Annotated in this window: 11 protein-coding genes and 1 tRNA gene; 7 read left to right on the top strand and 5 right to left on the bottom strand. The window is 67.5% G+C overall.

What is annotated here, in order from left to right:
• Positions 1–59 precede the first annotated feature (59 nt).
• From WFH23_RS13065 to WFH23_RS13045, 5 genes are all read left to right on the top strand, one after another.
• The gene (locus WFH23_RS13065; RefSeq protein WP_336662852.1) at positions 60–1,595 is read left to right on the top strand and encodes a fumarylacetoacetate hydrolase family protein; all 1,536 of its coding nucleotides are present in this window, start codon (positions 60–62) and stop codon (positions 1,593–1,595) included.
• 3 nt (positions 1,596–1,598) lie between these two features.
• Positions 1,599–2,276, top strand: a complete 678-nt coding sequence (locus WFH23_RS13060) for a GntR family transcriptional regulator (RefSeq protein ID WP_336662851.1) — start codon at positions 1,599–1,601, stop codon at positions 2,274–2,276.
• Between the two features lie 25 nt (positions 2,277–2,301).
• On the top strand, positions 2,302–3,801 hold the full coding sequence (hpaE, locus tag WFH23_RS13055) for a 5-carboxymethyl-2-hydroxymuconate semialdehyde dehydrogenase (RefSeq protein WP_090150241.1): 1,500 nt from the start codon (positions 2,302–2,304) through the stop codon (positions 3,799–3,801).
• A 36-nt stretch (positions 3,802–3,837) separates the two neighbouring features.
• Entirely contained in the window at positions 3,838–4,980 is a 1,143-nt protein-coding gene (gene hpaD / locus WFH23_RS13050) for a 3,4-dihydroxyphenylacetate 2,3-dioxygenase (RefSeq protein ID WP_336662850.1), read from the top strand.
• A 230-nt stretch (positions 4,981–5,210) separates the two neighbouring features.
• Complete coding sequence (locus tag WFH23_RS13045; protein WP_336662849.1) at positions 5,211–6,758, top strand: APC family permease; 1,548 nt, start codon at positions 5,211–5,213, stop codon at positions 6,756–6,758.
• Positions 6,759–6,831: 73 nt separating this feature from the next.
• Here the strand turns inward: WFH23_RS13045 and WFH23_RS13040 are convergent, their stop codons facing one another.
• The 4 genes from WFH23_RS13040 to WFH23_RS13025 all read right to left on the bottom strand — a co-directional run bounded on the left by WFH23_RS13040 (position 6,832) and on the right by WFH23_RS13025 (position 10,065).
• Complete coding sequence (locus WFH23_RS13040; RefSeq protein WP_336662848.1) at positions 6,832–7,173, bottom strand: YciI family protein; 342 nt, start codon at positions 7,171–7,173, stop codon at positions 6,832–6,834.
• Between the two features lie 224 nt (positions 7,174–7,397).
• Positions 7,398–8,375 (bottom strand): ribose-phosphate diphosphokinase, encoded by a 978-nt coding sequence (locus tag WFH23_RS13035; RefSeq protein ID WP_200331679.1) that lies wholly within the window; start codon positions 8,373–8,375, stop codon positions 7,398–7,400.
• A 45-nt stretch (positions 8,376–8,420) separates the two neighbouring features.
• Positions 8,421–9,851 (bottom strand): bifunctional UDP-N-acetylglucosamine diphosphorylase/glucosamine-1-phosphate N-acetyltransferase GlmU, encoded by a 1,431-nt coding sequence (glmU, locus tag WFH23_RS13030; RefSeq protein ID WP_336662847.1) that lies wholly within the window; start codon positions 9,849–9,851, stop codon positions 8,421–8,423.
• A 142-nt stretch (positions 9,852–9,993) separates the two neighbouring features.
• A tRNA-Gln gene (locus tag WFH23_RS13025) sits at positions 9,994–10,065 on the bottom strand.
• 100 nt (positions 10,066–10,165) lie between these two features.
• Between WFH23_RS13025 and WFH23_RS13020 the strand changes: the two genes are divergently transcribed.
• Entirely contained in the window at positions 10,166–10,708 is a 543-nt protein-coding gene (locus WFH23_RS13020) for a MarR family winged helix-turn-helix transcriptional regulator (RefSeq protein WP_200331675.1), read from the top strand.
• Between the two features lie 23 nt (positions 10,709–10,731).
• On the opposite strand, the gene WFH23_RS13015 is transcribed toward WFH23_RS13020, so the two are convergent.
• Entirely contained in the window at positions 10,732–12,429 is a 1,698-nt protein-coding gene (locus WFH23_RS13015) for an amidase (protein ID WP_336662846.1), read from the bottom strand.
• Between the two features lie 129 nt (positions 12,430–12,558).
• Between WFH23_RS13015 and WFH23_RS13010 the strand changes: the two genes are divergently transcribed.
• Positions 12,559–13,122, top strand: a complete 564-nt coding sequence (locus WFH23_RS13010; protein ID WP_336662845.1) for a TetR/AcrR family transcriptional regulator — start codon at positions 12,559–12,561, stop codon at positions 13,120–13,122.
• Positions 13,123–13,133 lie beyond the last annotated feature (11 nt).

The following is a 13,133-nucleotide window of genomic DNA, read 5'->3' as shown; positions in this document are numbered from 1 at the left end:
CTTGGCAAGCCGGCGAAAATCGTATACGATTTCAGATATAACCGAGAAGTGAGGTCACGATGACATTCGGAATCGCAGAACTGGGCATCCACACGCCCGGAAAAATCATCGCCGTGCACCTCAACTACCCGTCGCGGATCGCACAGCGCGGCCGCACGCCGAAGCACCCGTCGTACTTCCTGAAGCCGGCGTCGTCACTGGCACCGACCGGCGGCACCGTCGAACGCCCGGCCGGCACCGAGCTGCTCGCGTTCGAGGGCGAGATCGCGCTCGTCATCGGTGCGCCGGCACGCCGCGTCTCTCCCGAAGACGGCTGGAAGCACGTCGCCGCCGTCACCGCTGCGAACGATCTCGGTCTCTACGATCTGCGCTCGGCCGACAAGGGCTCGAACCTGCGCAACAAGGGCGGCGACGGCTACACCCCGATCGGCCCGCGCGCCATTCCGACTGAAGGAATCAGTGCGGACGCCTGGCGCGTGCGCACCTGGGTCAACGGCGAGCTCGTGCAGGACGACTCGAGCGCAACCCTGGTGTTCCCGTTCGGGCAGCTCGTCGCCGATCTCTCCCAGCACCTGACGCTCGAAACCGGTGACGTGATCCTGACCGGCACGCCCGCTGGCTCCTCGGTCGTCGTGCCCGGCGACGTCGTCGAGGTCGAAGTCGATGCCCCGAATGCTCCCGGCGCTCCGAGCACCGGCCGGCTCGTCACCACGGTGACCCAGGGCACGACCCCGTTCGGAGACTTCGGCTCGCAGCCTCAGGTCGACGACTTGCAGCGCATCGAAGCCTGGGGCAGCGAGGAGGAGCACGCTGCAGCCGTCGAGGCCGGACGAGCGACACCGCTCTCCGCTCCGCTCGAGAGCGAAGGCGAGGCGTCCAGGCCGGAGTCGCCTCTCACCGACGACATTCGCGCCCAGCTCGACGGCGTCGCCGTGGCCACCGTTTCGGCCGCCCTGCGCAAGCGCGGGTACGTCGACGTCTTCATCGACGGAGTGCACCCGAACCACGAGGGCGACACGATCCTCGGCACCGCGAAGACCCTCCGCTTCATCCCGTTCCGCCCCGACCTCTTCGCAGCGCACGGGGGCGGGTTCAATGCCCAGAAGCGCGCGTTCGACACGGTCAATCCGGGTGAGGTGCTGGTCGTCGAGGCTCGCGGCGTGCCCGAGACCGGCACCGTCGGCGATGTGCTCGCACTGCGCGCGCAGGTGCGCGGGGCGGCCGGAATCGTCACCGACGGCGGGGTGCGCGACTTCGCGGCGGTGCAGCAGTTCGACATCCCCGTTTTCTCGCAGGGCGCTCACCCGAGCGTGCTCGGCCGGAGGCATGTGCCCTGGGAGGTCGATGTGACCATCGGCTGCGGCGGCGCGGCGGTGCAGCCGGGAGACATCATCATGGGCGACCGAGACGGTGTCATCGTGATTCCGCCGGCCCTGATCGCCGAGGTCGCGGCCGAGGCCGCTGCCCAGGAGGAGGCCGACGCCTGGGTGGCCGAGCAGGTCGCCGCCGGCGCCCCGGTCGATGGGCTGTTCCCCATGAACGCCGAGTGGCGCGCGAAGTACGAAGCCGCGCGCGCCCAGAAGGCGGAGCGCTGACCCATGGGAGTCGAATCGAAGTCGGAGCAGGCGTACCGGCTGATCCGCGCGCGCATCGACAGCGGTCAGTACGTGCCCGGGTACCGACTGGTGCTCGCACCGATCGCCGCCGAGCTGGAGATGTCAGTGGTGCCCGTACGTGAGGCGATCAGGCGCCTGGAAGCGGAGCAGCTCGTCACCTTCGAGCGCAACGTGGGGGCGCAAGTCGCACTCATCAAGGAGACGGAGTACCTGCACACCATGCAGACACTCGCACTCGTCGAAGGATCGGCGACCGGTCTCGCCGCTCCCGACATCACCGCGGACCAGATCGCGCGCGCTCGCGCCATCAACGACCGCATGCGCGAGTCGCTGTCGGGGGCGTTCGATCCCCAGCGATTCACCGCGCTCAATCTCGAGTTCCACAGCGTGCTCTTCGAGGCGTGCCCCAACCCCCACATCCTCGACCTCGTCCACCGCGGCTGGAACCGCATGAACGTACTGCGCAACTCGTCGTTCAGCTTCGTTCCCGCCCGCGCAACGGAATCCGTCGACGAGCACGAGCAGCTCCTGCGCCTCATCGAGCGACGAGCGGAACCACTCGAGATCGAACTCGCAGCGCGCGCTCACCGCACGGCGACGCTGGACGCCGTGCTCGCGTACACCGAAGAACATCACCACCAGCAGCACCCCGCGGCCTGACCGCGGCCCACTTGGAGGAAATCGCATGACGCACCAGAAGCCCGCAGGGCTCCCAGACCGCATCCGCCATTTCATCGACGGCGAATTCGTCGACTCGGTGGGAGGCGAGACGTTCGACGTGCTCGATCCCGTCACCAACGAGAACTACATTCAGGCCGCCGCCGGCCAGCAGGCCGATGTCGACCGTGCCGTCGCCGCGGCGAAGCGCGCGTTCCAGGAGGGCCCCTGGCCGAAGCTCCTGCCCCGCGAGCGCTCGCGCGTTCTGCACAAGATCGCCGACATCGTGGAATCCCGCGACGCGCAGCTCGCCGAGCTCGAGAGCTTCGACTCCGGTCTGCCGATCACGCAGGCGAAAGGCCAGGCGCGCCGCGCTGCCGAGAACTTCCGCTTCTTCGCCGACCTCATCGTCGCTCAGCACGACGACACCTTCAAGGTGCCCGGCCGCCAGATCAACTACGTGAACCGCAAGCCGATCGGCGTCGCCGGACTCATCACGCCGTGGAACACCCCGTTCATGCTCGAATCCTGGAAGCTGGGCCCCGCGCTCGCGACGGGGAACACCGTGGTCCTCAAGCCCGCCGAGTTCACGCCTCTCTCCGCATCGCTCTGGGCGGAGATCTTCCGCGAAGCCGGAGTGCCCGACGGCGTCTTCAACCTCGTCAACGGCCTCGGCGAGGAGGCCGGCGATGCGCTGGTCAAGCACCCCGACGTCCCGCTCATCTCCTTCACCGGAGAGAGCAGCACGGGATCGCTGATCTTCGGCAACGCAGCCCCCTTCCTCAAGGGCCTCTCCATGGAGCTCGGCGGGAAGAGCCCAGCGGTCGTCTTCGCCGACGCCGATCTCGAAGCCGCGCTCGACGCCACGGTGTTCGGCGTCTTCAGCCTGAACGGCGAGCGCTGCACCGCTGGCAGCCGGATCCTCGTCCAGCGGGATATCTACGACGAGTTCGTGGAGCGCTACGCCGAGCGCGCCAAGAACGTGGTCGTCGGCCTGCCGTCCGACCCCGCGACCGAGGTCGGGGCGCTCGTCCACCCCGAGCACTACGACAAGGTGATGAGCTACGTCGAGATCGGCAAGGGCGAGGCCCGGCTCGTCGCCGGAGGCGGGCGCCCCGAGGGATTCCCCACCGGCAATTACGTCGCGCCGACGGTGTTCGCCGACGTCTCCCCCGACGCGCGGATCTTCCAGGAGGAGATCTTCGGGCCCGTCGTCGCGATCACGCCGTTCGACACCGACGAGGAGGCGCTCGAGCTCGCGAACAACACGAAGTACGGTCTCGCCGCGTACATCTGGACCTCGAACCTGAAGCGCGCGCACAACTTCTCGCAGTCGGTGGACGCGGGAATGGTGTGGCTCAACTCGAACAACGTCCGCGACCTGCGCACCCCGTTCGGCGGCGTGAAGGCCTCGGGTCTCGGGCACGAGGGCGGCTACCGCTCCATCGATTTCTACACCGATCAGCAGGCAGTGCACATCACGCTCAACGAAGCGCACTCGCCCAAATTCGGCGTCGTCGCTCCGTAACCGGCCGGTCGTCAGGGAATCGCAAGGAGGCACACCATGGCAAAACTGAATGAAGAAGACAAGCAGTCCGCGGGATTCTGGGTGACGAAGGAGGCTCCGATCATCTCGGACGATCCGATCGCCGCCCCGACGTCACCCGCACCCGACGTCCTGCGCTGCGCGTACATGGAGCTCATCGTCACCGACCTCGCCGCATCGCGGGAATTCTACGTCGATGTTCTCGGGCTCTACGTGACGACCGAGGATGACGAGGCGATCTACCTCCGTTCCACCGAGGAGTTCATCCACCACAACCTCGTGCTGCGCAAGGGACCGGTCGCCGCGGTCGCCGCGTTCTCCTACCGCGTGCGCACTCCTGAGGATCTGGACCTGGCCGTCGCCTTCTACGAGGAGCTCGGCTGCGAGGTGCGTCGCAACCCGAACGGCTTCGTACGAGGCATCGGCGACTCGGTGCGCGTGGTGGATCCGCTCGGGTTCCCCTACGAGTTCTTCCATCAGACCGAGCACACGGAGCGCATGTCCTGGCGCTACGACCTGCACGTGCCGGGCGAGCTCGTGAGACTCGACCACTTTAACCAGATCACGCCCGATGTGCCGCGCGCGGTGGGATTCATGCAGAATCTCGGCTTCCGCGTCACCGAGGACATCCAGGACAACGAGGGCACCGTGTACGCGGCATGGATGCGCCGCAAGCCGACGGTGCACGACACGGCGATGACGGGCGGTGACGGGCCGCGCATGCACCACGTCTGCTTCGCGACCCACGAGAAGCACAACATCCTGGCGATCTGCGACAAGCTCGGCGCGCTGCGCAAGTCGGACAGCATCGAGCGCGGCCCGGGCCGCCACGGCGTCTCGAACGCGTTCTACCTCTACCTGCGCGACCCCGACGGCCACCGGGTCGAGGTGTACACCCAGGACTACTACACCGGAGATCCCGACAACCCCGTCGTCACCTGGGATGTGCACGACAATCAGCGCCGGGATTGGTGGGGGAACCCGGTCGTGCCGTCGTGGTACACCGACGGGTCGCTCGTGCTCGATCTCGACGGCAATCCGCAGCCGGTCGTCGCGCGTACCGACAGCTCCGAGATGGCCGTGACCATCGGCGCCGACGGGTTCTCGTACACCCGCGACAGTGAGGGCGAGAAGGGCTTCAAGCTCGGCAACACCCTCTGAGTACTGATGCAGGATCCGGGCCGGGGCGCAGTGCGCCTCGGCCCGTCGCCGTTCCCGCTCCCGCACACCTCACCGACTATCCATCTGGACAGCCTTGCGCGCATGTCCAGGTCCCCTGCGCTCCACGCATAGCCCCTCTCGCCCCGCGCTTCTTAGACTCGTCAGCGCAGCGGGCTGTCGTACCTCGCCCCGCACCGGCAACGCCGCCATTTGTGAGAGGAAGTACCCCGATGAGCGCACCGAGCACCGCGCCCCGGTCCGAGACCACCGCCGCCGAGCACGACCCAGGCCTGAGCCGCCGCACACTCGGCGTCCCCGCGATCACCCTCATGATCATCGCCGCCTCCGCGCCGCTCACCGTCATCGCCGGCGGCGTCACGACCTCGTTCGCGGTCACCGAGTCGCTCGGAGTGCCGCTCGGATTCCTGCTGATCGCCGTGATTCTCACCGTCTTCGCCGTGGGGTACACCGCCATGGGACGCCACATCACCAACGCCGGCGCCTTCTACGCGTACATCTCTCAGGGTCTCGCGCGCCCGCTCGGTGTCGGCGCCTCCCTCATCGCGCTCGTCTCGTACAACGCCATGCAGGTCGGCATCTACGGCATCTTCGGGTTCCAGCTCTCCATGTTCCTCGAGGCGAAGTTCGGCTTCGCGTCGCCCTGGTGGCTGTGGATCCTGCTCTGCATCGTGGTCGTCGGCGTACTCGGCGTGAACCGCGTCGATCTCTCCGCGAAGGTGCTCGGCGTGCTCGTCGGGCTCGAGTTCCTCGTCGTCATCCTCTTCGACATCGTCTCGTTCGGGGCTGCCCCGGAGGGCGCCTCCGCAGCCGCGCTCGACCCCACCGCGCTCTTCGGTCCGGCGCTCGGCATCATCCTGGTCTTCGGCGTCGCCGCCTTCATGGGATTCGAGGGCGCGGCGATCTACGGTGAAGAGGCGAAGGATCCGAAGCGCACCGTGCCCCGCGCGACCTACGCGGCGATCGCCATCATCGGCATCTTCTACGCGTTCAGCGCGTGGGCCTTCTCGGTGGGCATCGGCCCCTCGGCGATCGTCGGCTCTTCCCAGGAGTTCGGCCCCGACCTCATGTTCGTGTTCATGACGGATCAGACCGGAGTGATCGTCTCCGACATCATGACGCTCCTCTTTTTGACCAGCCTCTTCGCCTCGCTGCAGGCCTTCCACAATGCGGTCGCCCGCTACTTCTTCTCACTCGGCCGCGAAGGGGTGCTGCCCGCCTGGTTCGCACGCACCTCGCGAGTCGGCGCACCCTGGGCCGGATCCGTCGCGCAGACCGTCATCGCCGTCATCGTCGTCATCGCGTTCGTCCTCGGCGGCGAGGTCTTCGGAGGAGCCGCAGGACTCGGCGACTCCGCGTTTCTCTTCCCCGTGCTCACCATGTTCACGTGGCTCACGAACACGGGCGCCATGGGCCTCGTGCTCCTCATGGCGATCACCGCCATCGCGGTGATTGGCTACTTCGCCCGTGATCGGCGCGGGCTCAGCATCTGGGTCACCGTCATCGCGCCAGCGGTGTCAGGCGCAGCGCTGCTGTGGGTCTTCATCATGATCCTGCAGAACTTCCCGCTGATGCTCGGTCAGACCGAGCCCGATGCGACGACGTTCCTCCTGCCCGGCATCGTCTTCTCCGCCGCCATCATCGGGATCGTCTGGGCGCTCGTCATGCGCTCGCGTTCGCCGCAGCAGTACGCGCAGATCGGCCACGGCACCGAGCCGGGCGCGTACGGCACGAAGCTCGTGGACGTCGTACCGGAATAGGCCAACCCACTACCGGCGCACCGACCCCCTACCGGCGCTCCGGTAGGGGGTCGGTGCGCCGGTGGGCGCCGTCTCAGCTCTCCGCGTCGTCGCCGAACTGGCGGACCTCCTGCGGGCATCGGCACGCCTGAGCGAAACGCGCCGCCCATTCGAGCGCGACCTCGCGAGACGGAGCCTCAATCACGGTGAACCCTCCGGTGAGGGGGCGGGTCTCGGGGGAGGCCCCCGGCAGCACGGTTCCGTCTGCGTCGACGCTCACAGGCGCGACCGCTTCATCGAGGCCTCCGCCGAACACCCACACACCGGCCGATTTGGCCTCACGCACGACCGCGTGAGAGTCGGCGACGACCTGCGGGAACTCAGCGTCTGACACCACCATCGCGTCGCTCGGAAACGAGATCAAGTACTTGGACATGGCGGCCTCCTCCGTGCAGTGATGCGCCCATTCCACCACTCCGCGCACGAAAACGCGATGCGTTGTGCCAAGCCGCGCCCCTCGCTGCGCTCCGTGGGCTGGCGCTACGCGCCACCGCGGCCGGCCACAACGCGATGCGTTGTGCCAAGCCGCGCCCCTCGCTCCGCTCCGTGGGCCGGCGCTGTAGCGCCACCGCGGCCGACCGAAAACGCGATGCGTTTTCGCTAGGCCGCGCCCTCAAACATGGAGGTGACGGAGCCGTCCTCGAAGACCTCGTGAATCGCCTTCGCGAGGAGCGGCGCGATCGATAGCACCGTCAGCTTGTCGAAGCGCTTCTCGGCAGGCACCGGAAGCGTGTCGGTCACGACGACCTGGTCGATGAACTCCTGCGACAGGTGCTCGATCGCGCGTCCGGAGAAGATGGCGTGGGTGCAGGCGATCGTCACACCGCGAGCGCCATTCGCCTTCAGCGCCTCGGCTGCCTTCGCGATCGTGCCCCCCGTGTCGATCATGTCGTCGACGACCACGCACCAGCGATCCTTCACGGTACCGACGATCTCGTGCACCGATACCTGGTTCGGCACCAGCGGATCGCGCCGCTTGTGAATGATCGCGAGGGGCGCATCGAGCTTGTCGCTCCACACGTCGGCGACACGCACGCGCCCCATGTCAGGAGAGACGACCGTCAGATCGTCGCGGGCGATCGTCTTGCGGAAGTGCTCGAGCAGCACGGGCATCGCGAAGAGGTGGTCGACAGGGCCGTCGAAGAAACCCTGAATCTGCGGTGCGTGGAGGTCGACCGACATGATGCGGTCGGCTCCGGCTGCCTTGAAGAGATCGGCGACGAGGCGGGCGGAGATCGGCTCACGACCGCGCCCCTTCTTGTCTTGACGCGAATACGGGTAGAAGGGCGCCACAACGGTGATGCGCTTCGCCGAGGCTCGCTTCAGCGCGTCGACCATGATGAGCTGCTCCATGAGCCACTCGTTGATGGGGAACGTGTGCGACTGCAGCACGAATGCGTCCGACCCGCGCACGCTCTCATCGAAGCGCGCGTAGAGCTCCCCGTTCGCGAAGGTGCGCGAATCAGTCGGCACGAGTTCGGCCCCGAGCTCCGCGGCGACCTGCTCGGCGAGCTCGGGGTACGCCCGGCCCGTGATCAGGACGAGCTTCTTCTGCCCGGCCATCTCGATTGTGCTCATCCCTGCGTGCTCCTCATCGGTGCTGACATACCCAACAAACCTCGGTTACTTCTCCTGCTCCGCAGCACGCTGCGCCGCATCAGCGGTGCTCGTGCCGGGACGATTCTGCGCGACCCATCCCTCGATGTTGCGCTGAGGGGAGACGTTCATCGCCAACGAACCGGCCGGAACGTTCTTGCGCACGACCGTGCCGGCCGCCGTGTACGTGCCGTCCTCAATGGTAACGGGTGCGATCAGCACATTCTTCGAGCCGACCCGCACACCATCGCCCACCACGGTCTGGTGCTTCTGCACGCCGTCGTAGTTCGCGAAGATGCTGCCGGCGCCGATGTTGCTGTCGGTGCCGATCGTCGCATCGCCGACATAGCTGAGGTGAGGCACCTTGCTGCCATCGCCGATCTTCGCGTTCTTAGTCTCGACGAACGCTCCGATCTTTCCGCCTGCACCGAGTTCCGTGCCGGGGCGGATGTACGAGAAAGGCCCCACGGTCACGCCGGCCGAGAAGACCGCGAGCGTTGCCTCACTGCGGCGAATGCGGGCGTCCGGGCCCACTTCGCAGTCGACGAGCGTCGAGTCCGGTCCGATGACGGCGCCCGTGGCGATCGATGTCGCACCCTGCAGAAAGGTCCCGGGGAGGATCTCAACGTCGGGTTCGATGGAGACGTCGGCGTCGATCCAGGTCGTCGTCGGATCCTGAATCGTCACGCCCGCCCGCTGATGCGCGCGCACGATACGCGCGTTGAGCTCGCGCCCCGCCTCAGCGAGTTGCGCTCGATCGTTCACGCCGGCGATCGTCCAGGGATCATCGGTCGCCACGGCCTCGACGTCTCCGCCCGTGACGAGGATGCGGGCCGCCGCATCGGTGAGGTACTTCTCACCCTGCGCGTTGTTCGTATCGATGCTCGCAAGCGCGGTCTGCAGCGACCGACGCGAGAAGACGTAGATGCCGCCGTTGATCTCGGTGATCCGACGCTGATCGTCGTCGGCGTCCTTCTCCTCGACGATGCCCAGCACCGCGCCGTTGTCGTCGCGCAGGATCCGCCCCAAGCCGGTCGGGTTGTCGAACACGGCGGAGAGGAGCGTCATCGCGCGACCGCCGCCGAGGTGACCCTTGACGAGCCCCTCGAGCGTCGGGGTGTCGATGAGTGGGGCGTCGCCCGAGAGCACGACGACCGAGCCATCGAAGTCATCGGGGAGTGCGGCGAGCGCCTGCTCCACGGCGCGGCCCGTGCCCGGCACCTCATCCTGATCGACGATCACCGTGTCAGGCGCGTGCTCGAGGATGGCTGCCGAGACGCGATCCCGCTCGTGGCGCACCACGGCCACCACCTGCGTGGGATTGAGTCCAGCTGCGGCGTCGAGAACGTGCGCGATCAGCGAGCGCCCCCCGATGCGGTGCAGCACCTTCGGCAACGCCGACTTCATGCGGGTTCCCTGACCCGCTGCGAGAATGACGACTGCGAGGTGCTCTGCCATGGTGTCCTTTCTTCGGCGACGACCCGAAGCGATGCTCCGTTCCATCGCTCCCCACACACAGAGTAGCTGCGCTACCCCGATATTGACGGCGCTCGTAAGCGCCGCGCGGAGCGACGACCCGAAGCGATGCTTCGTTCCATCGCTCCGCCCCCAGGACTCGAACCTGGACCTAACAGCTCCAAAGGCTGTCGTGCTGCCATTACACCAAGGCGGACCGCGCCGATTTCGGCACGCGTACTAGTCTGCCACGGCTCCACTCCCCATCGCACCACGCCAGGTCGCGAACAACGCCTCCCTGGCTCGATAATGGAGGGATGAAGCACGAAGACGAGGTCGACCGGATCATTGCGGACTGGGAATCAGCGCGCCCGGATCTCGATTTCGCTCCGCTCGCGATCTTCTCCCGCATGTGGCGCGTGACGAAGCACATCGACCGCGCCCGCGCGCAGGCATTCGAGCGTTCAGGCCTCATGTCGTGGGAGTTCGACGTACTCGCCGCGCTGCGGCGCAGCGGCGAACCGTTCCGTCAGAGCCCCAAACTGCTCGGGCAGCAGACGATGGTGTCGAGCGGCACCATGACGAACCGCATCGATCGCATGGCGGAGCGCGATCTCGTGCGTCGCCTCACCGACCCGAACGACGGCCGCGGAGTGCTCGTCGAGATGATGCCCAGGGGCCTCACGCTCGTCGACGCCGCGATCACACGCCTCACCGACTCCGAGGAGCGCCTGCTGAGCGGCATCCCGAAATCCGAGCGAGACCGTCTCGGCGTACTGCTGCGACGGCTCGCCCTGAGCGTGGACCGGTACGTCCCGCTCTCCGAGCCCCTCGGCGAGGCCGAGAGCGACGTCGTCTGAGCTGACGCCCCGCGCGACCGGCGCTACCCGAGGCGGTCCTCGGGAAGCGCCGGTGTCGACGCGGGCGCGACCCGGAGTGAGCCGCTGCCGCCCGCTTCGAACGCCGCCGCGTACCTGAGCAGTTCTGGATCCGAATACGCTCGCCCGGCGAACGTGATGCCGACCGGCATCCCGATGTCGTCCATCATGCCCATCGCCGTCGTCACCGTCGGAATGCCGAGGTGCCGCAGCGCGTAGTTGCCGTTCGAGAAGAAGACGCCGTTCGCCCATGCGCGATCCGCCGCCGTCTGATCGACATCGGCGTTCCACGCGCCCACGTCGGCGTTCGCCGGGAAGACCACGCCGTCGAAGTGGTGGTCGCGGAGCCACGACTCGAAGAGCTGCTCGCGGAGGCGAACGAGAGCGCGCAATCCGTCGGCGAAATCGGCCCGGTCTCGAGGATCGGAGATTCCCGTCTGCGCCATCGTCACCGTGGCGCGGTACCGGTTCTCGTAGTCTTCGACCTCTTCGTATCGATCGGGAAGCGCGCCGGGTGGCTGGGGGAAGATCGTGTCGGGGTCGACGGCGCCGAGGTTCGGGATGTTCGGATCGCCATTGGCTCTCAGGAAGTCGTCCCACCCGAATGCGAGGAAGTGGTTGAACTCCGTGTCCATCCAGCCCTCGGGCAGCACGCCGAGCGCTCCGACGTTCTCCTGGCCCGGCCGGTCGCCCTCGTACTGCTCGATGAGGGGGAAATCGGTGACCACGATCTCGGCGCCGAGCGCTTCGAGCCGCTCGCGGGCCTCTGCGAAACGCGCGAGCACGGACGGGCGCACCTCGATCGGAAAGCGGGGATCCTCGCCGAGATACATCGCCGGCACCGCGAAGCGCTTGCCGCGCAGCGCTTCGCGGTCGTTCAAGTCGAGGTAGCTCGCCGGCCGGTGCTCACTCGCGCTCGGCAGGTCGACGACCTGCTGGTTGCGCCAGAAGTCGCCGCGAGTGTTGGCATCGTCGCGCACGAGCACGTCGAGCAGGCGCAGCATGTCGGGCATGGAGCGCGTGTGCGGCACGACGACGTCTCTCGCCGGGAAGAGCGGCCAGTTGCCCCGGATGCTGAGCACGCCCCATGAGGGGGTGTACGCGCAGAGACCGTTATTCGATGCTGGGCTGCGGCCCGATGAGACGGTCTCCTCCCCCATGCCGAACACGGCGAGGTTCGCTGCGGTCGACACTCCGGAGCCGTTCGAGGATCCTGAGGCGTACGCCGCTGCGAGGTACTCCGGGTTGTAGGGGCTCTCGGCCCTCCCGTAGACGCCGCGCTGCATCCCGCCGTCCGCCATCGGAGGCATGTTGGTCTTGCCGACCAGCACCGCTCCGGCTTCCCGCAGCTGGGCCACGGTGAAGGCGTCCCACTGGGCGATGAGGTGCTCGAACGCCGGCGACCCGGCTGCGACGCTGAGCCCCTCGACCATGTACGAGTCCTTGACCGTGAACGGCACCCCTTCGAGCGGGCGTGCGAGCCCCTCGCGCCAGCGACGGTCCGACTCCGCGGCGTCGCGCAACGCATTCGGATTGGCCACGACGATCGAGTTCAGTCCCTCTGACCCGCGATCGTAGGCCTCGATGCGGGCCAGGTAGCGCTCGGTGAGCCAGGTGCTCGTGATCTCGCCGCGCGAGAGCGCGTCGAGCACGTCCGAGATCGATGCCTCGATGAGTTCGAAGGGGGTCGTCGCTTCGTCCATGAACATCCTCGTTTCCGTCCGCAATGCGGAGCTCGCGCTTGTCGGCGCCGCATGCAGCGCCTATCCTGAAAACAGTTTCAGTTGCCGCGGCGCCCCTGTCAAGTGGACGCGCGATCCGAGGGAGTCGACGTGACGAACGACGCGCGCGAGCGCATCCTCACCGCGTGCGAGCAGACGATCGCCCGCGCAGGGATTCGCGGCTTCCGCATGCAGGACGTCGCGAGCACCGCGGGGGTCTCGATCGGCCTGCTGGCCTACCATTTCGGCGACCGAGACGGATTGCTGCAGGCGGCCCTCGACCACGTCACGGAACGCGCAGCGGATCGCGCTACCCACTCCGCTGATGCGACGACCGCCGCGACGCGTCTCGCGGCCCTGCTCTGCTCGGAGTTCGGCCGGGATCCCGAGATCCGCGCCGGCTCCATCGCCTGGAACGAATTGCGGGCGCTCGCGGTGTTCGAACCGGCCCAGGCAGCCGCCGTGGCCCGTTCGACGGCTGCCTGGCAGCGCACGGTGCACGAGCTCATCGTCGAAGCGGTGCAGGATCGCGGAGGCGATCTCGACCCTGCCGCGGCAGCGCTGATCCTCACCGCCCTCGTCGAGGGGCTCTCCGGCCGGTGGCTCACCGGTCAGGTCACGGCGGAGGAGGCTCAGGTCTCCGTGCGCGAGGCGATCCGGGGGCTGGGACTCTGACGCCCCGGGAA

The sequence above is a fragment of the Leucobacter sp. USHLN154 genome (genome assembly GCF_037145595.1).
GTDB classification, from domain to species: domain Bacteria; phylum Actinomycetota; class Actinomycetes; order Actinomycetales; family Microbacteriaceae; genus Leucobacter; species Leucobacter alluvii.
Note: the sequence above shows the minus strand (reverse complement) of the source record. Positions and strands in the feature narration are given on the sequence as shown.

What these genes read in the sequence shown, in the direction of transcription:
- WFH23_RS13065 (WP_336662852.1), top strand. Translation starts at nt 60, where the DNA reads ATGACATTCGGAATCGCAGAACTGGGCATCCACACGCCCGGAAAAATC.
- WFH23_RS13060 (WP_336662851.1), top strand. Translation starts at nt 1,599, where the DNA reads ATGGGAGTCGAATCGAAGTCGGAGCAGGCGTACCGGCTGATCCGCGCG.
- hpaE (WP_090150241.1), top strand. Translation starts at nt 2,302, where the DNA reads ATGACGCACCAGAAGCCCGCAGGGCTCCCAGACCGCATCCGCCATTTC.
- hpaD (WP_336662850.1), top strand. Translation starts at nt 3,838, where the DNA reads ATGGCAAAACTGAATGAAGAAGACAAGCAGTCCGCGGGATTCTGGGTG.
- WFH23_RS13045 (WP_336662849.1), top strand. Translation starts at nt 5,211, where the DNA reads ATGAGCGCACCGAGCACCGCGCCCCGGTCCGAGACCACCGCCGCCGAG.
- WFH23_RS13040 (WP_336662848.1), bottom strand. Translation starts at nt 7,173, where the DNA reads ATGTCCAAGTACTTGATCTCGTTTCCGAGCGACGCGATGGTGGTGTCA.
- WFH23_RS13035 (WP_200331679.1), bottom strand. Translation starts at nt 8,375, where the DNA reads ATGAGCACAATCGAGATGGCCGGGCAGAAGAAGCTCGTCCTGATCACG.
- glmU (WP_336662847.1), bottom strand. Translation starts at nt 9,851, where the DNA reads ATGGCAGAGCACCTCGCAGTCGTCATTCTCGCAGCGGGTCAGGGAACC.
- WFH23_RS13020 (WP_200331675.1), top strand. Translation starts at nt 10,166, where the DNA reads ATGAAGCACGAAGACGAGGTCGACCGGATCATTGCGGACTGGGAATCA.
- WFH23_RS13015 (WP_336662846.1), bottom strand. Translation starts at nt 12,429, where the DNA reads ATGGACGAAGCGACGACCCCCTTCGAACTCATCGAGGCATCGATCTCG.